Annotated in this window: 24 protein-coding genes; 10 read left to right on the plus strand and 14 right to left on the minus strand. The window is 74.4% G+C overall.

All coding sequences use genetic code 11. The annotated features are described in order from the left end of the window. The 4 genes from OP18_RS04635 to OP18_RS04650 are packed head-to-tail and all read right to left on the minus strand — an operon-like array spanning position 1 to position 3288. Positions 1–642, minus strand: coding sequence for a gamma carbonic anhydrase family protein (locus OP18_RS04635; protein WP_211273443.1), 642 nt, complete (start codon positions 640–642; stop codon positions 1–3). Next, entirely contained in the window at positions 642–1691 is a 1050-nt protein-coding gene (locus OP18_RS04640) for an NAD(P)H-dependent flavin oxidoreductase (RefSeq protein WP_211273444.1), read from the minus strand. The genes OP18_RS04635 and OP18_RS04640 overlap by 1 nt, the downstream gene beginning before the upstream one ends. Then, entirely contained in the window at positions 1688–2464 is a 777-nt protein-coding gene (locus OP18_RS04645; protein WP_033357509.1) for a CoA-transferase subunit beta, read from the minus strand. The genes OP18_RS04640 and OP18_RS04645 overlap by 4 nt, the downstream gene beginning before the upstream one ends. Positions 2465–2472: 8 nt before the next feature. Then, complete coding sequence (locus OP18_RS04650; RefSeq protein ID WP_033357510.1) at positions 2473–3288, minus strand: CoA transferase subunit A; 816 nt, start codon at positions 3286–3288, stop codon at positions 2473–2475. A 171-nt stretch (positions 3289–3459) separates the two neighbouring features. On the opposite strand from OP18_RS04650, the gene OP18_RS04655 reads away from it, so the two are divergent. Next, positions 3460–4050, plus strand: coding sequence for a TetR/AcrR family transcriptional regulator (locus OP18_RS04655; protein WP_033357430.1), 591 nt, complete (start codon positions 3460–3462; stop codon positions 4048–4050). Between the two features lie 13 nt (positions 4051–4063). Here OP18_RS04655 and OP18_RS04660 read toward each other — a convergent pair whose 3' ends face one another. Further along, a complete protein-coding gene (locus tag OP18_RS04660) occupies positions 4064–4912 on the minus strand; it encodes a LysR family transcriptional regulator (RefSeq protein WP_033357431.1) in 849 nt (282 codons plus the stop codon). 93 nt (positions 4913–5005) lie between these two features. Between OP18_RS04660 and OP18_RS04665 the strand changes: the two genes are divergently transcribed. After that, positions 5006–5728, plus strand: a complete 723-nt coding sequence (locus OP18_RS04665; RefSeq protein WP_033357432.1) for an SDR family NAD(P)-dependent oxidoreductase — start codon at positions 5006–5008, stop codon at positions 5726–5728. Positions 5729–5735: 7 nt separating this feature from the next. Here the strand turns inward: OP18_RS04665 and OP18_RS04670 are convergent, their stop codons facing one another. The 4 genes from OP18_RS04670 to OP18_RS04685 are packed head-to-tail and all read right to left on the minus strand — an operon-like array spanning position 5736 to position 9970. Next, entirely contained in the window at positions 5736–6590 is an 855-nt protein-coding gene (locus OP18_RS04670; protein ID WP_033357433.1) for an SDR family NAD(P)-dependent oxidoreductase, read from the minus strand. Continuing rightward, a complete protein-coding gene (locus OP18_RS04675; RefSeq protein WP_033357434.1) occupies positions 6590–7792 on the minus strand; it encodes an acetyl-CoA C-acetyltransferase in 1203 nt (400 codons plus the stop codon). The genes OP18_RS04670 and OP18_RS04675 overlap by 1 nt, the downstream gene beginning before the upstream one ends. A 14-nt stretch (positions 7793–7806) precedes the next feature. Continuing rightward, positions 7807–8478 (minus strand): SDR family NAD(P)-dependent oxidoreductase, encoded by a 672-nt coding sequence (locus OP18_RS04680; protein ID WP_033357435.1) that lies wholly within the window; start codon positions 8476–8478, stop codon positions 7807–7809. A 1-nt stretch (position 8479) separates the two neighbouring features. Then, positions 8480–9970, minus strand: a complete 1491-nt coding sequence (locus OP18_RS04685; protein WP_033357436.1) for a FadD3 family acyl-CoA ligase — start codon at positions 9968–9970, stop codon at positions 8480–8482. A 46-nt stretch (positions 9971–10016) separates the two neighbouring features. On the opposite strand from OP18_RS04685, the gene OP18_RS04690 reads away from it, so the two are divergent. The 3 genes from OP18_RS04690 to OP18_RS04700 all read left to right on the plus strand — a co-directional run bounded on the left by OP18_RS04690 (position 10017) and on the right by OP18_RS04700 (position 12700). After that, complete coding sequence (locus OP18_RS04690) at positions 10017–11168, plus strand: acetyl-CoA C-acetyltransferase (RefSeq protein ID WP_033357437.1); 1152 nt, start codon at positions 10017–10019, stop codon at positions 11166–11168. Further along, positions 11143–11910 carry an SDR family oxidoreductase gene (locus OP18_RS04695; protein ID WP_033357438.1) on the plus strand — a complete coding sequence of 256 codons (768 nt, stop codon included), beginning with the start codon at positions 11143–11145 and terminating at the stop codon, positions 11908–11910. Before OP18_RS04690 ends, OP18_RS04695 begins: the two co-directional genes overlap by 26 nt. A 64-nt stretch (positions 11911–11974) precedes the next feature. Continuing rightward, positions 11975–12700 carry a permease-like cell division protein FtsX gene (locus tag OP18_RS04700; protein ID WP_033357439.1) on the plus strand — a complete coding sequence of 242 codons (726 nt, stop codon included), beginning with the start codon at positions 11975–11977 and terminating at the stop codon, positions 12698–12700. 13 nt (positions 12701–12713) lie between these two features. Here OP18_RS04700 and OP18_RS04705 read toward each other — a convergent pair whose 3' ends face one another. Then, the gene (locus OP18_RS04705; protein WP_245635255.1) at positions 12714–12965 is read right to left on the minus strand and encodes an acyl-CoA dehydrogenase family protein; all 252 of its coding nucleotides are present in this window, start codon (positions 12963–12965) and stop codon (positions 12714–12716) included. A gap of 185 nt (positions 12966–13150) precedes the next feature. Then, positions 13151–13813: a GntR family transcriptional regulator gene (locus tag OP18_RS04710; RefSeq protein WP_033357441.1), complete on the minus strand. Its 663-nt coding sequence runs from the start codon at positions 13811–13813 to the stop codon at positions 13151–13153. A gap of 78 nt (positions 13814–13891) precedes the next feature. Between OP18_RS04710 and OP18_RS04715 the strand changes: the two genes are divergently transcribed. Genes OP18_RS04715 through OP18_RS04730 form a run of 4 tightly spaced genes read left to right on the plus strand, consistent with a single transcriptional unit; the run spans position 13892 to position 18089 of the window. Next, positions 13892–15010: a CaiB/BaiF CoA transferase family protein gene (locus OP18_RS04715; protein WP_033357442.1), complete on the plus strand. Its 1119-nt coding sequence runs from the start codon at positions 13892–13894 to the stop codon at positions 15008–15010. Further along, on the plus strand, positions 15010–16038 hold the full coding sequence (locus tag OP18_RS04720; protein WP_033357443.1) for an LLM class F420-dependent oxidoreductase: 1029 nt from the start codon (positions 15010–15012) through the stop codon (positions 16036–16038). The genes OP18_RS04715 and OP18_RS04720 overlap by 1 nt, the downstream gene beginning before the upstream one ends. Positions 16039–16047: 9 nt before the next feature. Further along, positions 16048–17181, plus strand: coding sequence for an acyl-CoA dehydrogenase family protein (locus tag OP18_RS04725; protein WP_033357444.1), 1134 nt, complete (start codon positions 16048–16050; stop codon positions 17179–17181). Continuing rightward, on the plus strand, positions 17181–18089 hold the full coding sequence (locus OP18_RS04730) for an oxygenase MpaB family protein (protein WP_033357445.1): 909 nt from the start codon (positions 17181–17183) through the stop codon (positions 18087–18089). Before OP18_RS04725 ends, OP18_RS04730 begins: the two co-directional genes overlap by 1 nt. Before the next feature lie 46 nt (positions 18090–18135). Here OP18_RS04730 and OP18_RS54795 read toward each other — a convergent pair whose 3' ends face one another. From OP18_RS54795 to OP18_RS04745, 3 genes are all read right to left on the minus strand, one after another. Next, the gene (locus OP18_RS54795; RefSeq protein WP_081970358.1) at positions 18136–18465 is read right to left on the minus strand and encodes a PPC domain-containing DNA-binding protein; all 330 of its coding nucleotides are present in this window, start codon (positions 18463–18465) and stop codon (positions 18136–18138) included. 22 nt (positions 18466–18487) lie between these two features. After that, the gene (locus OP18_RS04740) at positions 18488–20320 is read right to left on the minus strand and encodes an AMP-dependent synthetase/ligase (RefSeq protein ID WP_033357446.1); all 1833 of its coding nucleotides are present in this window, start codon (positions 20318–20320) and stop codon (positions 18488–18490) included. 159 nt (positions 20321–20479) lie between these two features. Then, positions 20480–21688 (minus strand): TetR/AcrR family transcriptional regulator, encoded by a 1209-nt coding sequence (locus OP18_RS04745; protein WP_033357447.1) that lies wholly within the window; start codon positions 21686–21688, stop codon positions 20480–20482. A 172-nt stretch (positions 21689–21860) separates the two neighbouring features. On the opposite strand from OP18_RS04745, the gene OP18_RS04750 reads away from it, so the two are divergent. Continuing rightward, a partial coding sequence (locus OP18_RS04750; protein ID WP_281179441.1) for a thiolase family protein occupies positions 21861–22226 on the plus strand: 366 nt, incomplete at its 3' end.

Below are 22226 nucleotides of genomic sequence, written 5' to 3' on the forward strand. Positions count from 1 at the left end.
TCACGACTCTACCAAGCGCTTGCTTGGTTCGCTAGAGGCGCGCCGGGCCCGGTCGATCGGGACCGCGGTGGCCGCCGACGTGGACAGGCGCGGCCGGTCCGGCTCCGCCGCCGCGAGGGGCTCGACCGGACGCAGCGACTCCCGGCTGCGCACCGCCAGAGCCTGGTATACCCCGGTCCCGTGGGCCTTCCAGGCCAGCTCGACCTCGGTGAGGTCTCGCACGACCCTGGCGGGCGACCCGGCCGCGAGGGTGCGCGGCGGCACCACGAATTCGGCCCGGACCAGGGAATGGGCGCCGACGAACGCGTACTCGCCGACGACCGCGTCGTCGAGCACGACGGCGTTGATGCCGATGAGGGCGCCGGCGCCGACCCGGCAGCCGTGCAGGACCGCGCCGTGCCCGACGTGCCCGTCGGGACCGAGCGTGAGGACCGTGCCGGGGAAGGTGTGCAGCACGCAGCAGTCCTGGACGTTGGCGCCGGCCCCCAGCACGATCCGGCCGAAGTCGCCGCGCAGGCTGGCGAGCGGGCCGACGTAGCAGCCGGCGCCGACGTGCACGTCGCCGATGAGCACGGCGGTGGGGTGCACGTACGCGGTGGGGTGCACGACCGGCACGACACCCTCGATCGCGTAGGCGGGCATCAGGCGAGCCGCTTCAGCGCGTCCGCGGCCTCGGCCATGATCCGCTCGATGAGCTCCGCGCAGCTGGGCAGGTCGTCGATGAGGCCGGCGACCTGGCCGGTGGCCATGACGCCGGCGTCGGCCCGGCCCTCGACCATCGCGGCGCGGATCAGCATCGGCGTGTTGGCCGCGAGCACGAGCTGGCCGAGGCTGAGGTCGTGGCTGCCGCGCATGGCCCGCCCCTCGCGCAGCATGCCCAGCCACGACCGGCCGGACAGCCGGCGCAGCTCCCGCGCGTTGCGCACCGCGCGGGGCAGCCTGCGCAGCGCGCCGGTGTCGCCGAGGCCGTCGACGAACGGGGTGCGCAGCACCCGCTGCGGCACGCCGTCGAGGGCGGCGGTGACCACGGTGTCGGTGACGGTGGCGTCGAGGTAGCGCTGCTTGACCGCGGCGCTGACCGGGCTGTCGCTGGTGAGCAGGAAGCGGGTGCCCATGGCGATCCCGGCGGCGCCGTAGGCGAGCGCGGCGACCAGGCCGCGGCCGTCGTAGAAGCCGCCGGCGGCGATGACCGGGATGTCGACGGCGTCGACGACCTGCGGCAGCAGCAGGGTGGTGGGGACCGGGCCGGTGTGCCCGCCGCCCTCGCCGCCCTGCACGACGACCGCGTCGGCACCCCAGGCGGCGACCTTCTCCGCGTGCCGGCGGGCGCCGACGGACGGCACGACCACCACGCCGGCGGCCTTGAGCCGCTCGATGAGCTCGGGCTTCGGCGCGAGGGCGAACGAGGCGACCCGTACCCCTTCCCGGATCAGCAGGTCGGCCCGCTTCGCCGCGTCGGGGGCGTCGGCGCGCAGGTTGACCCCGAACGGCGCGTCGGTCAGCCGGCGCACGTCGGCGATCGCGGTGGCCAGGTCCTCGTACGACAGCGTGGCGCTGGCGAGGATGCCCAGCCCGCCGGCGTTCGCGGTGGCCGCGGTGAGCCGCGCGTCGGAGACCCAGCCCATGCCGGTCTGCACGATCGGGTACCGCACGCCGAACAGCTCGCAGATCGGCGTGACCAGCGCCGTCATCCGTCCACCTCGCGAGAGCGCACCGACCCGGGGTCGATCACGTCGCGGATCAGGGCCAGCTCGGCGTCGGTCGGCAGCCGGGTCAGCGGCACGTCGTCCGGGATCGCCAGATCGAAGCCGGTCGCGGCGGTCACCTCGTCCACCGTGACGCCGGGGTGCACCGAGACCAGGCGCATGCGGTGGTCGTCGGTACCGAAGTCGAACACGCCGAGGTTGCTGACCACCCGGCGGATCTCGTGGAAGCGGCCGGCGGCGGGGTTCGCGGCGGCCCGGTCGTAGCCGACGCCGCTGACCATGTCGACGGCGGCGACGAACGTGCGCGGCCCGTGCCGGGGCACCCAGTAGCTGGTCGGGTGGTTGACGGTGTTGCCGGGCGCGCCGCGCACGCCGAGCAGCGCCCGGGTGGGGCGGGTGAAGTCGCCGATGGCCGAGATGTTCGCGTTGCCGTAGCGGTCGATCTGGCTGGGGCCCATCATCACGTGCCGGCGGCCGGTGTACAGCAGGTCGAACACGGCCCGGAACGGGATCCAGCCCTCGATGACCGGCGGGGTGCCGCCGATCGCCCAGGTGCCCTGGGTCAGGTACGCCTCGCCGTCGGACAGCAGCAGGTCGGGGGCGAACGTGGCACGGGCCAGCCGGGCGGCGATGCTCGGCACGACGCCGATCGGGCTGGCCAGGATCTCCCCGTCTCCGCGCCACACCTCGGCGCAGGCCACCACGCAGATCTCGGCGCGGGTCACGGTGGGTGTGTCGCTGCCCGTGTCGGTGCTCATGTCGGTGCTCATGTCAGGGCCCCCAGGTACCGGTCGTAGAACGCGGCCCACGCCTGCGGGTCGGCGGCGGCGGTGGCGTACTCGCGCTGGAACGCCTCGTCCCGGCCGTAGTCGGGGTCGCAGGAGGTGAAGTGCGCGCCGCGGGGCGCCTCGACGACGCCGTGCACCATCCACCGCTGCAGCAGCAGCGACTGCACCGGCGCGTCGCGGGTCAGCTCGGCGGTGTCGACGACGCGCTCGCACGACACGTACGCGCGGTCCGCGGCGGAGCAGAAGAGGTCGTCGAAGTACGGATCCGGGCCCAGGTACTGGGCGTTGCCGTGCACGTCGGCCCGGTTGAGGTGGACCAGGGCCGCGTCCAGGCGCACCGCCGGGATCGCCAGCAGCTCCTCCTCGCCGTACGGCGAGGCGACGGTGCGCAGGCCGGGGTTGACCCGCAGCACGTCGGAGCCGAGCCCGGCCCGGCTGGGCATGAACGGCAGCCGGCAGGCGCCGGCGTACAGCGCCCAGCGCAGCATGCCCTCGTCGTACTCGGTCACCTCCACCGCCCCGGACTGCCGGGCGGCCCGGAAGTGCGGCTCGAGCGGGATCGTGTCCAGGGAGACGAACCCGTACACCAGGTGGCGGACCTTCTTCGCGGCCAGCAGCAGCCCCACGTCGGGGCCGCCGTAGCTGACAACGGTCAGGTCCGTGAGGTCGGAGCGCAGGATCGCGCGCACCAGTGACATCGGCTTGCGTCTGGAACCCCAGCCGCCGATCCCGATCGTCATGCCGGAGCGCAGCTGTGCCACGACCTCGTCTTCGGTCATCTGCTTGTTCGCCATCGCCGCCTTCTTCACCGCGCCGGCTGGACCTTGCCCGGTGAACGTACCAAGCGCTTGCTTGATTACGCTACACTCGCTGGCGAGCCGTATCTCACGGCCGCGGCACACGTACACTCCTGTGGCGAACGGGATAGACGAAGCTGCATCACGACACGGGTGAGGAAGAGCAGGATGGCGCGAGAGCCTGGGGACCGACGCGAGCGCATTCTCGCCAGCGCCGCGGCGCTGTTCGCCCGGAAGGGCGTCTCGGCCACGACGGTGCGGGAGATCGCCGACGAGGCCGGCATCCTGTCCGGCAGCCTGTATCACCACTTCGAGTCCAAGGAGGCCATGGTCGACGAGATCGTGACCTCCTACCTGGAAGACCTGCGCACCCGGTACAAGCGCGTGCTGGACGGCGACAGCCACCCCAGGACCCGCCTGCACGATCTGATCGTCGCCTCGCTCGAGGTCGTCGAGGCGCACCCGCACGCCACCGAGATCTACCAGAACGACGTCAACTACCTGACCCAGATCGAACGGTTCGGATACCTGCGCACCGCCGGCAAGGAGGTCCAGCAGACCTGGCTGTCGGTGATCGAGGCGGGCATCGCCGAGGGCGTCATCCGCGACGACCTGGACCCCAAGATCCTCTACCGGCTGATGCGTGACGCCGTGTGGCTGTCGGTGCGCTGGTTCAAGCCGACGGCGGCGTACCCGATCACCCGCCTCGCCGAGGACTGCACGTCGCTGTTCCTGGACGGCCTGGCGAAGACCCGCTGAGCGCGGGGACGTCTCAGAGGCGCGCCGCGGTGCGCGCCAGCCCGGCCACGGCCAGGGAGCGGCTGTGCGCGGGCCAGGCGAGCACGGTGGTGACGTGCGGCGCGTCGGTCAGCGGCACGGCGGCGTGCGCGTTCCAAAGCCAGGCCCGCGACGACGCGCACAGCACCGCCGCGGTGTGCCCGAGCGCGATGAGCTGCGCCAGCTGCGACTGGTCGCGGATCTGCGGGCCCGGGCCCGGCGCGTAGGTGCCGTCCGGGCGGGGCCAGCGGGCCAGCGGCAGGTCCGGCAGGTCGCTGATGTCGGCCATGGACAGCGCCGGGCGGGCGGCGAGGGGGTGCCCGGCGGGCAGGATCGCGATCTGCTGCTCGGTCAGCAGGTCCTCGGTGTCGAACCCGGTGAGCGCGTCGAAGGGCCGCTGCATGAGCGCCACGTCGGCGCGGCCGTCGCGCAGCATCCGCGCCTGCTCCCCCAGCCCGCACAGCACCACCTCGACCGCCGCCGCGTCCGGCTCGGCGGCGTGCGCGTCGAGGAGCTTGCGCAGCAGCTCGTGGTTGGCGCCGGCCTTCGTGGCGAGGATCAGCCGGCCGGTGGCCGCCGCGGCACGGCGGGTGCGGCGGGCCGCGGCGGCCGTCGCGTCGAGGATGGCGCGGGCCTCGTCGAGCAGCACCCCGCCCGCGGCGGTGAGCGCGACGCCGTGCCGGTCGCGGTCCAGCAGGGTCACGCCGATGCGCCGCTCCAGCTGCCGTACGGCCCGCGATAGCGGCGGCTGCGCGATGCCGAGCCGGCGCGCCGCGCGGCCGAAGTGCAGCTCCTCGGCGACGGCGACGAAGTAGCGCAGCTCGCGCAGTTCGAGCGTGTCCACCGTCCGACGATACTGCGGTGATACCGCCGGGGTATGAGCACGGCACCGAACCGGTGTCACGACGGACCCACCCGCCGAGCCAGGATCGCCGGCATGAACGACACGAAGATCGCGCTGGTCACCGGCGCGAACAAGGGACTCGGGTACCAGATCGCGGCCGGCCTGGGCGCGCACGGACACCGGGTGGCGGTGGGGGCCCGCGACGAGGCCCGTGGCGAGGCGGCGGTGGAGACCCTCCGCGCCGCCGGGGTGGACGCGTTCCTGGTCCCGCTGGACGTCACCAGCGACCGCAGCGTCACCGAGGCGGCCGGCCTTTTGCAGCGGCTGGACGTGCTGGTGAACAACGCCGGCGTCTCCGGACCGACCGGGCCGGGCTGGGTGCAGGACCCGACCGCCCTCGACCTGGACGTGGTGCGGGCGGTCGTGGACGTCAACGTCTACGGGGTGATCCGGGTGACCAACGCGCTGCTGCCGCTGCTGCGGCGCTCGCCGGCGCCGCGCGTCGTCAACGTCTCCAGCAGCGTCGGGTCGCTGACCTGGCAGAGCGACCCGGCCGTGGACGTCGGCCCGGTGATGGCGGCGTACTCGCCGACGAAGTCGTACCTCAACGCCGTCACCGTGCACTACGCGCGGCAGCTCGCCGGCACCGGCGTCCTGGTCAACGCGGTCTGCCCGGGGCTGGTCGCGACCGACTTCACCGGCTTCCAGGGCCGCCCGCCGCAGCAGGCCGCGGCGACCGCGGTCCGCCTGGCCACGCTGCCCGACGGCGGCCCGACCGGCGGGTTCTTCAACGACGAGGGTCCCGTGCCCTGGTGAGCCGGGCTCAGGCGCGGTGCAGCCCGACGGGGCTGACCGGGCCGACCGTGCCGGCCGCGAACGCCGCCGCCACCTTCGCCACGGACCACTGCGGGTCGCGGGCGCCGTCACCCTGCACGACCGGGTGGGCGATCATCGACAGCTCGTCGCCGTCGATGCGGACCACCTGGCCGTGCACGGCCGCGGCGGCGTCGGACAACAGGTAGATCACGGCCGGGGCGTTCTGCTCCGGCGGCTTGTGGACGTTCTGCCCCTGGGCGGCGGCGCCGAGGTACGCCTCGAACGCGTCCGCCATGCGGGTGTGCGCGTTCGGGGAGACGGCGTTGACCCGCACGCCGGTGCCGATCAGGTCGGCGGCCCAGCAGTAGGTGAGCGAGGCGACGCCGCCCTTGCTGGCGCCGTACGCGCCCATCGCGGCGGAGCCGGCGTGCGCGCCGGACGTCACGTTCACCACCGAGCCGCCGCCCCGGGCGAGCATCGCCCGGATCGCGTGCAGCCCGCAGTACGCGGTGCCGAGCAGGTTCACCTCGACGACCGCGCGGAACTCGTCGGGGTCCTGCTCGGCCGGGTGGGCGAGGCGGAAGATCCCGGCGTTGTTGACCAGGCCGTCGATCGCGCCGAACGCCTCGACGCACCGGGCGACGACGGCGCCGGCGCCGTCCCAGGTGCTGATCGTGCCGGCGGCGGCGAGGGCCCGGCCGCCGGCCGCGGTGATGTCCGCCGCGACCGCCTCGGCGAGACCGGCGTCGACGTCGTTGACCAGGACCGCCGCGCCCTCGGCCGCGGCGAGCCGGGCGTAGGCGGCGCCGAGGCCCCGGCCCGCGCCGGTGACGACGACCGCCTTGCCCTCCAGCGCCGCCATCAGCTCAGCCGCTCGACGATCATGGCCATGCCCTGCCCGCCGGCGGTGCACATGGTCTCCAGGCCGAACTGGGCGTCGCGGTGCACCAGGCCGTTGAGCAGGGTGGTGGCGATCCTCGCGCCGGTCATCCCGAACGGGTGGCCGACCGCGATCGCGCCGCCGTGCACGTTGACCCGGTCCAGGTCGGCACCGATCTGCCGGTACGCCGGGATCACCTGCGCGGCGAACGCCTCGTTGATCTCCACCAGGTCGATGTCGCCGATCGCCATGCCCGCGTTGGCCAGGGCGCGGCGGGACGCCTCGACCGGGCCGAGGCCCATGATTTCGGGGCTGAGCGCGGACACCCCGGTGCTGACGATCCTGGCGAGCGGGGTCAGCCCCAGCTCGCGGGCGCGGGTGTCGCTGAGCACGACCAGCGCGGCGGCGCCGTCGTTGAGCGGGCAGCAGTTGCCGGCGGTGACGGTGCCGTCGGGCCGGAACGCCGGCTGCAGGGCGGCGACCTTGTCGAGGGTGACCCCGGCGCGCGGGCCGTCGTCGGCGCGCAGCACGGTGCCGTCGGGCAGCGTGACGGGGGTGATGTCGCGCTCCCAGAAGCCGTCGGCGAGGGCCTTCTCCGCGTTGTTCTGGCTGCGCACCGCGAACTCGTCCTGCTCGCGCCGGCTGATGCCGCACAGCTCGGCGACGTTCTCGGCGGTCTCACCCATGGCGATGTACACGTCGGGCAGCTCGCCGCGCTCGCGCGGGTCCGACCACGGTACGCCCGGCCGGGCCCCGCCGGCGCCGTCGAAGCGCGGGTTGCGGGTGCCGGGCATGCCGTCGGCCTTGCCCGCCGCGTAGTGCGAGACGACCTCCACGCCGGCGGCGACGAACGCGTGCCCCTCGCCGGCCTTGATCGCGTGGAACGCCATCCGGATCGCCTGCAGCGACGACGCGCAGTAGCGGTTGACGGTGGTGCCCGGCACCATGTCGTACCCGAGCTGCATGGCGACCTGCCGGCCGAGGTTGTACCCCTGCTCGCCGGCCGGCTGGGCGCAGCCGAGCATGAGGTCGTCGAGGGTCCGCGGATCCAGCGCCGGGACCCGGTCGAGGGCGAGGCGCACGATCTGCGCGGCGAGGTCGTCGGCGCGCACGCCGGTGAGGGAGCCCTTGTGGGCGCGGCCGATCGGCGAGCGCACGGCCGAGACGATGACGGCTTCGGGCATCTGCGCAGCCCCTTTCATTGAGTGACCGTCCAGCCGCCGTCGACCGGCAGCAGGACACCGTTGATGTAGGCGGCGGACGGGGACAGCAGGAAGAGCACGGCGGCGGCGACGTCCTCGGGGCGCCCGGCGCGACGCATCGGGTTGCGGGCGATGAGGTCCCGGCCGAGCGGCGTGTCGGCGAAGCCCGCCATCCGCGGGGTGTCGATGAAGCCGGGCGCGACGGCGTTCGCGCGGACGGCGGGTGCGAGGCGGGTGGCGAGGTGCCGGGTGTACCCGGCGATGGCGGCCTTCCCGGCGCTGTACCACGCGGAGTCGGTGCCGACGAGGTTGCCGGCGACGGAGGCCACGTTCACCACCGCGGCGCCCTCGGGCGGTCCGGTGCGCAGCCAGGCGGTGGTGACGGCCTCGACGCTGCCGGCGGTGCCGAGCAGCCCGGCGCCGAAGTCCAGCGGTGCGCCGCCGCTGGCCGGTCCGGCGTTGTTGACCAGGTACCGCGCCGGGCCGGTGGCCGCGAGGGCGGCCGCGAGGGCGGCGGGGTCGCGCACGTCCACGACGAGGCCGCCGTCGGTCGCCGCCAGGTCCCACACGACCGGGCGCAGGCCCTGCTCGGCGGCGAGGCGGACGACCGCGGCGCCGATGCCGCTGGCGCCGCCGGTGACGATGACGGTGTCGGTGCCGGTGTGCATGTCAGGCCTGCCCGCGCAGGGTCGTCTTGAGCACCTTGCCGCTGGCGTTGCGCGGCAGCGCGTCCAGGAATACGTAGGAGCGGGGCACCTTGAAGTTGGCGAGGCGGTCGCGGCAGTACACGGTGAGCTCCTCCTGGGTCGGGGCGCGGTCCGGCCGGGGCACGACGTAGGCGCGGGTGACCTCGCCCAGGCGCGCGTCGGGCACGCCGATGACGGCGACCTCGGCGACGCCGTCGTGCCGGGCCAGGACCTGCTCGATCTCGGCCGGGTACACGTTGAACCCGCCGACGATGACCATGTCCTTGAGCCGGTCGGTGATGCGCAGGTAGCCGCGCTCGTCGAGGGCGCCGACGTCGCCGGTGTGCAGCCAGCCGTCGGCGTCGATCGCGTCGGCGGTCGCCGCCGGGTCCTGCCAGTAGCCGCGCATCACGTTGTAGCCGCGGACGAGGACCTCGCGGCTGTCCGGGTCGACGGTCACCTCGACGCCGTCGATCGCGGCGCCGCAGGTGGTCGACACGGTGACGGGGTCGTCGTCGGGGCGGCACATGGTCGCCGTGCCGCACGACTCGGTGAGGCCGTAGGCGGTGAGCACGGTGGCCAGCCGCAGCTCATCCCGGAGCCGTTCGATCATGACCACTGGCACGGTCGTGGCGCCGGTGACCGCGACCCGCAGGCTGGACAGGTCGTGCCGGTGCCGGTCGGGGTGGTCCAGCATCGAGGTGTACAGCGTGGGCGGCCCGGGCAGCACCGTGATGCGCTCCTGCTCGATGAGCCGCAGCGAGGCCGCGACGTCGAAGACGGGCTGCGGCACGATGGTGGCGCCGCGCAGCAGGCAGGCGATGACGCCGGCCTTGTAGCCGAACGTGTTGAAGCACGGGTTGACCAGCAGGTAGCGGTCCCCGGCGCGCAGGCCGGCCAGCTCGCTCCAGGCGACGTAGACCTGGGTGCTCTGCCGGTGGGTGAGCATGGCACCCTTCGGCCGCCCGGTCGTGCCGGAGGTGAAGAAGAGGTCCGACAGGTCGTCCGGGTCCACGGTCGCGGTGACGTCGGCGGTACGGCTGACGAACGCGTCCCACTCGGCCAGCGGTACGATATCGGACAAATCCGGAAGATCCTCCGAGGCCAGGGAGTCCACGTAGCGGTTGCCGAGGAAGCCGTCGTCGACCAGCAGCAGCCGGGCGCCGCTGCGCTGGAGGACGTAGCCGGCCTCCGGGCCCTTGAACCGGGTGTTGAGCGGCACGAGGACGCCCCCGGCGGTGACGACGCCGAGCGCGGCGACGATCCACCGCCACGAGTTCGGCGCCCACAGCGCGACCCGGTCGCCCTTGCCGACACCCCTGGCGGCAAGGGCCCCGGCGAAGCGGGCCACCTCCTCGGCCAGCCCGGCGTAGGTGAGCCGGACCGGCCCGTCGACGATCGCCTCGCGGTCGCCGTGGTGCTCGGCACCGGCCCGCACCAGCTCCGGCAGCGTCCGAGCCCGCAACGGTTCCATGCCAGGCACCTTACCAACCAAGCGCTCGCTTGGTAAGGTGCCTGGCATGACGGAGGCTTACCTGGTCGAAGCGGTGCGCACCCCGGTCGGCCGGCGGGGCGGCGGACTCGCCGGCGTGCACCCCGCCGACCTCGGCGCGCACGTGCTGACCGCGCTCATGGACCGCGGCGGCGTCGACCCCGCCGCCGTCGACGATGTCATCTTCGGCTGCGTCGACGCCATCGGCCCGCAGGCCGGCAACATCGCCCGCACCTCGTGGCTCGCCGCCGGCCTGCCCGAGGCCGTCCCCGGCGTCACCGTCGACCGGCAGTGCGGCTCCTCCCAGCAGGCGCTGCACTTCGCCGCCCAGGCCGTCATGTCCGGCACCGCCGACCTGGTGGTGGCCGGCGGGGTGCAGAACATGAGCGCCATCCCGATCTCCGCGGCGATGCTGGCCGGCCGCGCGTACGGCTTCGACGACCCGTTCCGCGGCAGCGCCGGCTGGCAGGCCCGCTACGGCGACCAGGAGATCGGCCAGTTCCGCGCGGCCGAGCTGATCGCCGCGAAGTGGTCGCTGGAGCGGGCCGAGATGGAGCGGTACGCGCTGGACAGCCACCGCCGGGCCGTCGCCGCCCGGGCCGCCGGCCGGTTCACCCGCGAGATCGTCCCCCTTGGCGACGTGACGGCGGACGAGGGCCCCCGCCCGGACACCTCGTTGGAGAAGATGGCCGGGCTGCCCACGCTCACCCCCGGCGGGGTGGTCACCGCCGCCCTGGCCAGCCAGATCTCCGACGGTGCCGCGGCGCTGCTGGTCGCCTCCGAGGCCGCGGTGCGCACCCACGGCCTGCGCCCCCGCGCCCGCGTGCACCACCTGAGCGTGCGCGCCGACGACCCCGTGTACATGCTCACCGGCCCGATCCCGGCGACCGCGCACGCGCTGCGGCGCAGCGGCCTCACCATCGACGACATCGACCTGGTCGAGATCAACGAGGCGTTCGTGCCGGTCGTCCTGGCCTGGCAGCGGGAGACCGGCGCCGACCTGTCCCGGGTCAACGTCAACGGCGGCGCCGTCGCGCTCGGCCACCCGCTCGGCGCGACCGGCGCCCGGCTGATGACGACGCTGCTGCACACCCTGGAGGACACCGGCGGCCGGTACGGGCTGCAGACCATGTGCGAGGGCGGAGGCACGGCGAATGTCACCATCATCGAGCGGCTCTGACCCCGCGGCGATCGTCACCGGCGGCACCCGCGGCATCGGCCGGGAGATCGCCGCCCGCCTGGCCGCCGCCGGCTACCGGGTCCTGACCTGCGGCCGGCGCGCCCCCGCCGACCTGCCCGACGGCGTCGCCTTCACCGCCGCCGACGTGCGCGAGCCCGAGGCGGCCGGGCAGCTCGTGGCGGCCGCCGTGGACCGGTTCGGCCGGCTCGACCTGGTGGTCAACAACGCCGGCGGCTCCCCCGCGGCCCCGGCCGCCACGGCGTCACCGAACCTGGTCACCGCGGTCGTGCGGCTCAACCTGCTCGCCCCGTTCTTCGTCGCGCAAGCGGCCAACACGGTCATGCAGGGCCAGCCGGACGGCGGGCTGATCGTCAACATCGGCAGCGTCTCCGCGCTGCGCCCGGCCCCGGGCACCGCCGCCTACGCCGCGGCCAAGGCCGGCCTGGAGACCCTCACCCGCGCCCTGGCCCTGGAGTGGGCGCCGAAGGTCCGGGTCAACACCGTCACCGCCGGCGTGGTCCGCACCGAGGACAACACCGCCCACTACGGCGACGAGGCCGCCCTCGCCGCGGTCGCCGCGACCGTCCCGATGGGGCGCATGGCCACCCCCGCCGACATCGCCGACGCGGTGCTGCTGCTGGCCTCGCCGCTCGCGGCGTACCTCACCGGGGCGAGCCTCCTCGTCGACGGCGGCGGGCAGCTGCCCCGGTACGCCGACACCGCCCGCCCGGGAGCCACCTGACCATCCCTCACCTCGCCCCGCCACGGGACAGCGGGCCACGGTGCCGGCTGTCTACAGTGCACCGGTGCTGCGCAACCTCGCGACCGTGCTGGTGCTCACCCTGCTCGCCGTGCCCCTGTCCGGGTGCACCGGCGGCGACACCGACCCGTTGCCGGTCAGGATCTCCGCCTTCCTGAGGCCCGAGGCGGACCGGCCGGCGCTCGAGGCGCGCGTCCGGGGGCTGCCGGCGGTGACCAGCGTCGCGTTCGTCAGCCGGCAGGAGGCGTACGAGCGCCTCGCCAAGAGCCTCCAGAGCGACCCGGCGCTGGCCGGCGGCGTGACACCGCAGACCGCGCCGGAGTACTTCGAGGTGCTGGTCGCCGACGCGCCGGTCGCCGAGGCGGTGCAGCTGGTCATCGACGCGTTCGACGGGGTCAGCCGGACCACCCTTGCCGTCGGCGGCGGCGACGTCACGAAGCAGGAGCAGGCCGGGGTCCTCGTGCGGCTGGAGTCCGGGGTGGGCGACGAGCCGCGCGGCGCGATCGAGCGGCTGATCAAGGGACTGCCGCGCACGGAGTCGGTCCGGTACGAGACCGGCGAGCGGACCAAGGCCCGGCTGCTGCAGCGGTGCAAGGCCAAGGACGCCACGGCGGCACTGGCCACGTCGCTGGACGCGGTCCCGGCGCACGCCGTCCCCGCCTCGTTCCGGTTCCGCGTCGGCCTGCACGGCGGCAAGATCCCGCAGCTGGCGGACCTTCAGCGCCTCGACGGGGTCGCGTCGATGGTGTTCGTCCCCGTCGAGCTGCTGTGACCCGCCGGGGCCGTCACAGGCCGTAGGTCTTGCCGATGATCTCGCGCTGGATCTCGCTGGTGCCGCCGTACACCGTGGACACGACGGTGGCGCGCACGAGCCGCTCCATGTCGTACTCGGTGGCGTAGCCGTAGCCGCCCATCATCTGCATCGCGTCGAGGGCGACCCGGCGGGCGGTCTCGGTGGCCGTGAGCTTCACCATCGACGTCTCGCGGGGCAGCACCGTGCCGGGGTCCTGCCCGGGGATTGACAGCGACCGTAGCATATCAAATATCAAATCTGGCGCGACGGAGGTGCGCATGCCGACGCGGACCGTTGCGGACCAGCGGGGTGTGCAGGACGCGGTCGACACGGCTCGGGCCGCGGCCGGCTGGTGGGCCCGGCTCGGCTGGGACGGCCGGCGCCGGACCCCGCTCGCCTGGAAGCGCACGGGCGCGGATGAGGAGCCGCTCAGGCCCAGATACCCAGGTCGTCCAGGTGCTTGACGAGCCGGTCCGCGCCGTCGGTGAAGTGCCGGGCCATCGCCGCGCGGGCGGCCTGCGCGTCGTGCCCGGCCAGCGCGGCGAGCAGCGCCTCGTGGTCGGTGAGCATCCCGGACCGCCAGGCCGGGTCCGTGGCGAGGAACCGGGCCGGGGTGTACCGCGTCGCCCAGTGCAGCAGCCACGACAGCTTGCGCGCCCCGGCGACCCGGTTGCCGGCCCGGTGGAACTCGAACTCCAGCCGCTCCAGCTCGGCGATCTCCGGCCGCTTGCCCTGCGCGGCGCGCCGCAGCGCCCGGTGCGTCGCGGTCAGCTCCGCCAGCTCCCCCGGTGTCACCCGCTCGGCGATCCGCTCGGCCAGGTCGCCGGCGATGTGCGCCTGCAACGCGAAGACGTCGAGGATGTCCTGCCGGGACAGCGGCGCCACCACGTAGCCCCGGCGCGGCTGCAGCTCGACCATGTCGTAGCCGCGCAGGGTCAGCAGCGCCTCCCGCACCGGGGTGATGCTGACCCCGAGCTGCTCGGCGACGTCCTCGAGGCGGATCCGCTCGCCGGGGCGCAGCTCGCCCGACATGATCCGGTCCCGCAGGTGCGCGACGACCTCGTCGGACAGCTGCGGCCGCTCGACGGCCATGGTGCCTCCTCCCGAAAGCGGCTTACTGTATCAAATATCAAACTATCGGGCGCAGGCCCGGAAGCGGCGGGAGATCGTATGGCTGGGCCCCTGCAGGGATTGCGCGTCGTCGAGCTGGCCGGCATCGGCCCCGGACCGTTCGCCGCGATGCTGCTCGCCGACCTCGGCGCGGACGTGGTCCGGGTCGACCGGACCGGCGGCGGCTCACCGATCGCCGCCGACCCCGCCGGTGACCTGCTCAACCGCGGCAAGCGCTCGATCGCGGTCGACCTCAAGCAGCCCGCCGGGGTGCGGACGGTGCTCGCCCTCGCCGGCCGGGCGCACGCGCTCATCGAGGGCTGGCGGCCGGGCGTCGCCGAGCGGCTCGGCGTCGGCCCCGACGCGGTCCTGGCCCGCAACCCGGCGCTGGTCTACGGCCGGATGACCGGCTGGGGCCAGGACGGCCCGCTCGCCGCCCGGGCCGGGCACGACATCGACTACATCGCCCTGGCCGGCGCGCTCGACCCGATCGGCCCGGCCGGCGGCCCGCCGCAGGTCCCGATCAACCTCGTCGGCGACTTCGGCGGCGGCTCCCTGTACCTCGTCGTGGGCATCCTCGCCGCGCTGCGCGAGGCCGACCGGACCGGCCGCGGCCAGGTCGTGGACGCCGCGATCGTCGACGGCGCCGCGCACCTCACCACGCTGCTGCACGGCCTGCGCGCCGCCGGGCTGTGGCAGGACCGCCGCGGCGCGAACCTGCTCGACGGCGGCGCGCCCTTCTACGCCGTCTACGAGACCGCCGACGGCGGGCACATGGCGGTCGGCGCGCTCGAGCCGCAGTTCTACGCCGAGCTGCTGCGCCGTCTGGACCTCGACGGCGACCCCGATCTGCCCGCCCAGTACGACGTGGCCCGCTGGCCGCGGCTGCGCGACCGGTTCGCCGAGCGCTTCGCCACCCGGACCCGCGCCGAGTGGACCGCGCACTTCGCCGGCAGCGACGCGTGCGTCACCGCGGTCCACACGCTCGGCGAGGCCGCCACCGACGCGCACCTGACCGCCCGCGGGACGTTCGTCGAGCACCACGGCACGGTCCAGCCCGCGCCCGCCCCGCGGTTCTCCGCCACCCCCGCACAGCTGTCCGGCCCACCGCCACTGCCCGGCCAGCACGGCCGGGACATCCTCGAGGACTGGGGCGTCCCCCCGTTGGAGGTCCACTGATGCGACTCGCCACGCACCTGCAGTACGCCGCCGACCCGCGCGCCGCCGCCGAGCAGGCCGCGAGCTGGGAGGCGGCCGGGCTCGACGCCGTCTGGGTCGCCGAGGCGTACGGGTTCGACGCCCCGACCATCATGGGCTTCCTCGCCGCCCGCACCGAGCGGCTCGCGATCGGCTCGGCGATCCTGCCGATCTACTCGCGCACCCCGGCGCTGATCGCCCAGACCGCCGCCGGGCTGGACGCGCTGTCCGGCGGGCGGGCCATGCTCGGCCTCGGCGCGTCCGGCCCGCAGGTCGTCGAGGGCTGGCACGGCGTGCCCTACGACCGGCCGCTGGTGCGCACCCGCGAGATCATCGACATCTGCCGGCAGGTCTGGCGCCGCGAGCCGCTCGTGCACGACGGCGCCTACCGCCTGCCGCTGCCGCCCGAGCTGGGCACCGGCCTCGGCAAGCCGCTCAAGCTGCTCACCCGCCCGGTCCGCGACCGCATCCCGATCTACCTCGCCGCGCTCGGCGACCGCAACGTGACGATGACCGCCGAGCTCGCCGAGGGCTGGTTGCCGTTCCTGTACCTGCCGGAGCGCGCCGCGCAGGTGTGGGGCGACGCCATCGCCGCCGGCACCGCCAAGCGGGACCCGGCCCTCGGCCCGCTCGACGTCGTGGCCGGCGGGCCTCTGGCGATCGGCGAGGACGTCACCCACCTGCGCGAGCTGGCCCGCCCCACGATCGCGCTGTACGTCGGCGGGATGGGCGCCCGCGGCCGCAACTTCTACCACGACGTCGTCACCCGCTACGGCTTCGGCGCGGCGGCCGACCGCATCCAGGACCTGTACCTGGCCGGGCACAAGGACGCCGCGGCCGCCGCGGTCCCCGACGAGCTGCTGGAGCTGTCGGGCCTCATCGGGCCGGAGGGCTACGTCAAGGACCGGATCGCGGCCTTCAAGGACGCCGGTGTCACGACGCTCGCGGTGACCCCGCTGGGGCCCGACCCGCAGCGGCAGCTCGCCGCCGTCAAAGCCATGCTGGACTGAGGAGGACCGATGCGGCGCGACATCTTCACCGCCGAGCACGACGCGTTCCGCGACCTGGTGCGCACCTTCATCGCCAAGGAGGTCACCCCGCACCACGCGCGCTGGGAGGCCGCCGGGGTCGTCGACCGCGACGTGTGGCTGGCCGCCGGCCGGGCCGGGCTGCTCGGCTTCTTCGTGGACGAGGCGCACGGCGGCGCCGGCGTGCGGGACCTGCGCTACCACGCGATCCTCACCGAGGAGCTGGCCCGCGCCGGCGCGACCGGCCCCGCGTTCGGCCTGCACAACGACATCATCGGGCCGTACCTCACCGGCCTGGCCGACGACGCGCAGCGGGAGCGCTGGCTGCCCGGGTTCTGCCGCGGCGAGCTGATCACCGCGATCGCCATGACGGAGCCGGGCGCCGGCAGCGACCTGCAGGGGCTGCGCACCACCGCCGTGCGCGACGGCGAGCACTACGTGCTCAACGGGCAGAAGACGTTCATCAGCAACGGCATCCTCGCCGACCTGGTGATCGTCGTGGCCCGCACCGACCCGTCCGCCGGGCACCGCGGCTTCAGCCTGCTGGCGGTCGAGCGCGGCATGCCGGGCTTCGAGCGCGGCCGCAACCTGGAGAAGATCGGCCAGAAGGCGCAGGACACCGCCGAGCTGTTCTTCACCGACGTGCGGGTCCCGGCCGCGAACCTGCTCGGCGAGGAGGGCAAGGGGTTCCAGTACCTCATGCGCAACCTGCCGCTGGAGCGGCTGTCGATCGCGGTCGCGGCGATGGCCGCCGCCGAGGCGGTGTTCGAGCTGACGCTGGAGCACTGCCGCAGCCGCACCGCGTTCGGCCAGCCGATCGGCCGGTTCCAGCACAACCGGTTCGTGCTGGCGGAGCTGCGCACCGAGCTGCAGCTGGGCCGGGTCTTCGTCGACCGGTGCCTCACCGAGCCGCGGCTGAGCGTCGAGGACGCCGCGATGGCCAAGTGGTGGTGCACCGAGCTGCAGCTGCGGGTCGTCGACCGGTGCCTGCAGCTGCACGGCGGCTACGGGTACATGCTGGAGTACCCGGTCGCCCGCGCCTACCTCGACGCGCGGGTGCAGACCATCTACGGCGGCACCACCGAGATCATGAAGGAAGTCGTCGGCCGATCGCTGGAGCTGTGATGCGCCGCTGGACCCGCCGGATCCTGCAGCTCGACCCCGTCGCCGACCACGCCGAGATCTACCGGATCTCGGCCGGCTACGAGTTTCCCTGGGACTACCAGCGGGCACTGGAGCTCGCGCTGCTGCGCACGTACTGCGTGCCGAGCATCTCGGCGCTGCTGGACGCGACCGGCGAGTTCCGGGACCGGCCGCAGCGCCGCTACGACGACACCGCCCTGCTCATGGCGGAGCTGGCCGCGCACGGCTACGACTCGCCGCGCGGCCGCGAGGCGCTGCGGGTCATCAACCGGGCGCACGGCCGCTACGCGATCGGCAACGACGACCTGCGCTACGTGCTGTCGACGTTCGTGTACGACCCGATCGACTGGATCGACCGGTTCGGCTGGCGCCCCCTCACCGACCACGAGCGGGTCGCGGCGTTCGAGTTCTACCGGGCGGTCGGCCGGCGCATGGGCATCCGGGACGTGCCGGACGACATCGAGCGGTTCCGCCGCTTCAAGACGGACTACGAGGCCGCGACGTTCCGGTACAGCGAGTCGAACCGCAACGTCGCGCGGGCCACGATCGGCCTGCTCGCCGGCTGGTTCCCGGCGCCGCTGCGCCCGGCGGTCCGTGTCGGGGTGCGCGCCATGCTCGACCCGCCGATGCTGGCCGCGTTCGGTCTGCGCCCCGCGCCCCGGTGGGTGTCCGGCGCCGCCCGGCTCGGCCTGCGCGCCCGGGCCCGGGTGGTGCGGCTGCTGCCGTCGCGGCGCCGCTCCCGCCTCGGCGTCGACCCGCGCAACCGCACCTACCCCGGTTACCCGACCGGCTACCGCCCGTCGGACCTCGGCGCGCCGCCCCCGCCCGCCGACCTTGACCCGAGGTGGCTGCGCGCCGCCCCACCCGAACCGCCGCCACCCCGGCCCTGAGGACCCGCCGCAGCCGGCGCGGTCCGGCCGGCCGCGGCGCCGCCGGTCAGTCGCGCGGGGTCACGTAGGCCCGGACGAACCAGCCGCCCACGAGCGCCCGGTGCAGGTGCCCCACCACGGTGCGGCCCTCGCCGCCGGCCGCGACGTGCAGGTGGGCCCGGCCGTCCACGATCTCGCCCCTGCCGGTGAGCTCGAACGGCTCGTCGTAGTCGGTGAGGATGTCCGCCGTCTCGTCGTCGCGGGGCATGACGCTGATCGTGCAGCCCTTGACGGCGCCGACGAGCAGGATCCCCGCCTGGCTGATGCCCCGGTCGGCGCACTGCCGGTTGATCGACCCGACGACTTCCTCGCCGGCGGCGACGTGCACGACGAACATGGACCCTCCCGGACTCAGAACATCAGGTGTACAGGCCGTCGATGACGTCGGCGTACCGCTCGGCGATGACCCGGCGGCGCAGCTTGAGCGTCGGGGTGATCTCGCCGGTGACCGGGGACCACGGCGCCGGCAGCACGCGGAACGTCTTGATCTGCTCGGGGCGGGACAGTCTCGCGTTCGCCGCGTCGACCGCGGCCTGGATCTCGGCGAGCAGGACCGGGTCCGCGGACAGCTCGGCGAGGTCGGGGCTGAGATCGCGGCCGCCGGCCCAGGCCGGTGCCATCTCCTCGTCGAGCACGATCAGCGCGGTCACGTACGGGCGGCGGTCGCCGATCGCCACCGCCTGGCCGATCAGCGGGTGCGCCCGCAGCAGGTTCTCCAGCTGCGCCGGCGCGATGTTCTTGCCGCTGGAGGTGATGATGAGTTCCTTCTTGCGGTCGGTGATGGTGAGGAACCCGTCCTCGTCGAGCATCCCCACGTCGCCGGTGGCGAGCCACCCGGCGGCGTCGGTGGCCGGCTCGACGCCGCCGTCGGCGCGCAGGTAGCCGAGGCAGACCAGCGGCCCGCGGACCATGATCTCGCCGTCCTCGGCGAGCCGCAGCCGCATGCCGGGGTTGACCCGGCCGACGGTGCCGGTGCGGAACGCGTCGGGGGCGTTGATCGTGGCGGTGCCGGTCGTCTCGGTCATCCCCCACACCTCGAGCACGTCGAGGCCGCAGCCGGCGAGGAAGCGCAGCACCGCGACCGGGATCGGCGCCGAGCCGCTGCCGGCCCACCCGACCCGGTCCAGCCCGAGACGGGCCCGCACCGGCCGCAGCACCTGCGCGTCGAGGGCGGCGACCCGGGCGGCGAGCTCCTCCGGCACCGGCCGGCCCGCCTCGCGCAGCTCGTACGCCTGCAGCGCGGCCGTGCTCGCCGCCTCGAACGCGGCGCGCACCGCCGGGTCGGCGGCGGCCACGAACGCCTGGATGCCGGCGGCCATCTTCTCCCAGACGCGGGGCACGCCGAAGAACGACACCGGGCGCACCGCGGCCAGCCCGGCGGCAAGCTGCGCCGGGTCGGGGCAGATGGTGACGTGCCCGGCCCGGTACACCGCGTTGTAGATGCCCAGCATCCGCTCGGCGATGTGCGCCAGCGGCAGGTAGGCCAGGGCCGGCGAGTGGTCGGCGACCGGCACCGTGGCCTCCAGCACGACGGCCTGGTACACCACGTTGCGGTGGCTGAGCAGGACACCCTTCGGGTCGCCGGTGGTGCCCGAGGTGTAGAGCAGCGTGACGGGCTGCTCGGGCCGCACGGCCCGCCACAGCCGCTCGAACGCCGCCCCGTCTGCGGCGAGGGCCGCCGCTCCCGCCGTCTCGATCTCGTCCAGCGGCACCGCGGCCGCGTCCGCCGGACCGTCGACCATGACGACCCGGAGCGGCGCCGGCAGCTCGCCGAGGAAGGCCCGGACCCGGTCGAGCTGGGCGGCGTTCTCGACCACGACGACCCGGGCCTGGCTGTGTTCGGCGAGGTAGCGCAGCTGGTCGCCGCTGAGCGTGGCGTAGGCGGTGGACGGCACGGCGCCGAGGTGCACGGCGGCGAGGTCCACCAGCCAGTGCTCGGGGCGGCTGGACATGAGCATCAGCACGCGGTCGCCGGGGCGCAGGCCGGCGTCGTGCAGCCCGAGGGTGAGGGCGGCGACCCGGTCGCGGACCTGCCGCCAGGTGAGGGTGGCGGTGCCGCCGAGGGTGCTGAGGGCGGGCAGGTCGCCGAAGTCGCGGGCGTTGCGGTCGAGCAGTGCAGGAATGGTCAGGCCGTCGGCCGTCGCGGCGAAGCGCTGCGCGAGGTCGTCCTGGGTGACGGTGGCAGGGGTCATCGTGGTGCCTCCCTTGACCCGGTGACCGTGGACGGGGTGTGGTCACCGGAGCGTCGTGGCGTGTGACGTCGCCGGAGCGGGGCACGGGCACACCGCCGCCGCTCCTGTGGGCACTGTAAACGACGGTTAACTTTCTGGGAAGGCGGCGAGTCGGGCGGGTCAGGCGGCGAGGGCCGTGCGGGCGAGCGCGGTGACGGATGCGGCGGCGCCGCCGGTCCGGGCGAAGCGCACCGCCCGGCCGAGGTCGGTGACGAGGTTGATGGCGGCGTGCACGAGGACCCTGGCCTCGGCGGCCGGCAGGTCGGGCCGGACCTGGGCGACCAGCCGCACCCACTCCTCCACGTGCAGCCGCTGGACCTTGCGCAGCTCGTGCCGGTCCGGATCGGGCAGGTTGCTGTTCTCCGCCAGGTACACCGAGACCAGGTCGCTCTCGCCGAACGCGAAGCCGACGTAGGCCTCGACGAGCCGGCGCAGCGCCTCCTCCGGTTCGGCGACACCACGCAGCGCCGCCGACGTCGAGGCGGCCAGCCGGTCCGAGGCCCGGTAGTACGCGGCCGCGAGCAGGTCACCCTTGCTCGGGAAGTAGCGGTACACGCTGGAGGCGTTGATGCCGGCGGCGGCGCCGATGTCCTCCATGCCGACGGCGTGGTAGCCGAGCCGGTGGAACAGCCGGATCGCCGAGGCGAGCAGCAGCTCCCGCCGCGGCTCCAGGCCCACCGCCGGCGGCTCGGCGGCCGGCGGCGTCGCGGCGCCGCGCGCGGCGCGCACCGCCGACGCCGGCGGCGGGTCGGCGCGCAGCATCGCCCAGCCGAGGCGCTGCAGCGTCGCCTCGGCGCGGGCCCTGGGCGCGGCGGCCCGGTGCGTGGTGAGGCTGCCGAACGTGCTCAGCGCGGCGCCGACCAGGAACTGCGCGCCGGCCGGGGACAGCTCGGGCCGCAGCCGCCGCAGCGGGTCGGCGAGCCGGCCGTTGAGCACGCCGAGCGCCTCACGGAACTCGGCACGGTGCTCGTCGGCGAGGTAGCGCCACTCCCACTGGTAGAGCCCGCCGACCTTGCGTCGCTCGACGGTGAACCGGGCGAGGGAGGCGAGCTGGGCGTCGAGCGCCGCCGCCGGGTCCTCGTCGCCGGGCGCCTCCTGGACCGCGTCGAGGGCCGCGGTGACCAGCTCACGGGTGGCGTGCACGAGGATCGCGTACTTGTTGGTGAAGTGCCGGTACACCGCCGGGCCGCTGATGCCGACCGCCGCCGCGATCTCGTCGATGCCGACCAGGTGATAGCCGCGCTCGCAGAACAGCTCCGCCGCGACGAGCGCGATCTGGGCCTTGCGGTTCTTCGGCCGCTTCCTGGGGGCGAGGTCGGTGCCGTGCACGAGCGCAGCCTAGTGCCCCGCGGCGGCGCGAATGCGGACTGCGTCACAGCGGATTCGCCGCGACGGCCTTGACGGTCCGGAGACGGTCGGAGAAAGTTAACGCAGATTCGCACGTCGGCGCGCTGACGCGGCGGCGTCGGCCGGAGAGGTTGCGATGACACACGAGGCATACGTGTTCGACGCGGTGCGCACGCCGCGTGGGCGTGGCAAACAGCATGGTTCGCTGCACGGGGTGAAGCCGGTGTCGTTGGTCGTCGGGTTGATCGGCGAGTTGCGCCGCCGTTACCCGGGTCTGGACCCGGGTAACATCGACGACGTCGTGTTGGGTGTGGTGTCCCCGGTGGGTGATCAGGGCGCGGATATCGCCAAGACGGCTGCGATCGTGGCGGGGTTGCCGGACACGGTGGCGGGGGTGCAGTTGAACCGGTTCTGCGCGTCGGGTCTGGAGGCGGTGAACATCGCGGCGCAGAAGGTCCGCGCGGGCTGGGAGGACCTGGTCATCGCTGGTGGTGTGGAGTCGATGTCGCGGGTGCCGATG

Source organism: Dactylosporangium aurantiacum (assembly GCF_000716715.1).
Taxonomy (GTDB): Bacteria; Actinomycetota; Actinomycetes; order Mycobacteriales; family Micromonosporaceae; genus Dactylosporangium; species Dactylosporangium aurantiacum.

What these genes read in the sequence shown, in the direction of transcription:
- OP18_RS04635 (WP_211273443.1), bottom strand. Translation starts at nt 642, where the DNA reads ATGCCCGCCTACGCGATCGAGGGTGTCGTGCCGGTCGTGCACCCCACC.
- OP18_RS04640 (WP_211273444.1), bottom strand. Translation starts at nt 1,691, where the DNA reads ATGACGGCGCTGGTCACGCCGATCTGCGAGCTGTTCGGCGTGCGGTAC.
- OP18_RS04645 (WP_033357509.1), bottom strand. Translation starts at nt 2,464, where the DNA reads ATGAGCACCGACACGGGCAGCGACACACCCACCGTGACCCGCGCCGAG.
- OP18_RS04650 (WP_033357510.1), bottom strand. Translation starts at nt 3,288, where the DNA reads ATGGCGAACAAGCAGATGACCGAAGACGAGGTCGTGGCACAGCTGCGC.
- OP18_RS04655 (WP_033357430.1), top strand. Translation starts at nt 3,460, where the DNA reads ATGGCGCGAGAGCCTGGGGACCGACGCGAGCGCATTCTCGCCAGCGCC.
- OP18_RS04665 (WP_033357432.1), top strand. Translation starts at nt 5,006, where the DNA reads ATGAACGACACGAAGATCGCGCTGGTCACCGGCGCGAACAAGGGACTC.
- OP18_RS04670 (WP_033357433.1), bottom strand. Translation starts at nt 6,590, where the DNA reads ATGGCGGCGCTGGAGGGCAAGGCGGTCGTCGTCACCGGCGCGGGCCGG.
- OP18_RS04675 (WP_033357434.1), bottom strand. Translation starts at nt 7,792, where the DNA reads ATGCCCGAAGCCGTCATCGTCTCGGCCGTGCGCTCGCCGATCGGCCGC.
- OP18_RS04680 (WP_033357435.1), bottom strand. Translation starts at nt 8,478, where the DNA reads ATGCACACCGGCACCGACACCGTCATCGTCACCGGCGGCGCCAGCGGC.
- OP18_RS04685 (WP_033357436.1), bottom strand. Translation starts at nt 9,970, where the DNA reads ATGGAACCGTTGCGGGCTCGGACGCTGCCGGAGCTGGTGCGGGCCGGT.
- OP18_RS04690 (WP_033357437.1), top strand. Translation starts at nt 10,017, where the DNA reads ATGACGGAGGCTTACCTGGTCGAAGCGGTGCGCACCCCGGTCGGCCGG.
- OP18_RS04695 (WP_033357438.1), top strand. Translation starts at nt 11,143, where the DNA reads ATGTCACCATCATCGAGCGGCTCTGACCCCGCGGCGATCGTCACCGGC.
- OP18_RS04705 (WP_245635255.1), bottom strand. Translation starts at nt 12,965, where the DNA reads ATGCTACGGTCGCTGTCAATCCCCGGGCAGGACCCCGGCACGGTGCTG.
- OP18_RS04710 (WP_033357441.1), bottom strand. Translation starts at nt 13,813, where the DNA reads ATGGCCGTCGAGCGGCCGCAGCTGTCCGACGAGGTCGTCGCGCACCTG.
- OP18_RS04715 (WP_033357442.1), top strand. Translation starts at nt 13,892, where the DNA reads ATGGCTGGGCCCCTGCAGGGATTGCGCGTCGTCGAGCTGGCCGGCATC.
- OP18_RS04720 (WP_033357443.1), top strand. Translation starts at nt 15,010, where the DNA reads ATGCGACTCGCCACGCACCTGCAGTACGCCGCCGACCCGCGCGCCGCC.
- OP18_RS04725 (WP_033357444.1), top strand. Translation starts at nt 16,048, where the DNA reads ATGCGGCGCGACATCTTCACCGCCGAGCACGACGCGTTCCGCGACCTG.
- OP18_RS04730 (WP_033357445.1), top strand. Translation starts at nt 17,181, where the DNA reads ATGCGCCGCTGGACCCGCCGGATCCTGCAGCTCGACCCCGTCGCCGAC.
- OP18_RS54795 (WP_081970358.1), bottom strand. Translation starts at nt 18,465, where the DNA reads ATGTTCGTCGTGCACGTCGCCGCCGGCGAGGAAGTCGTCGGGTCGATC.
- OP18_RS04740 (WP_033357446.1), bottom strand. Translation starts at nt 20,320, where the DNA reads ATGACCCCTGCCACCGTCACCCAGGACGACCTCGCGCAGCGCTTCGCC.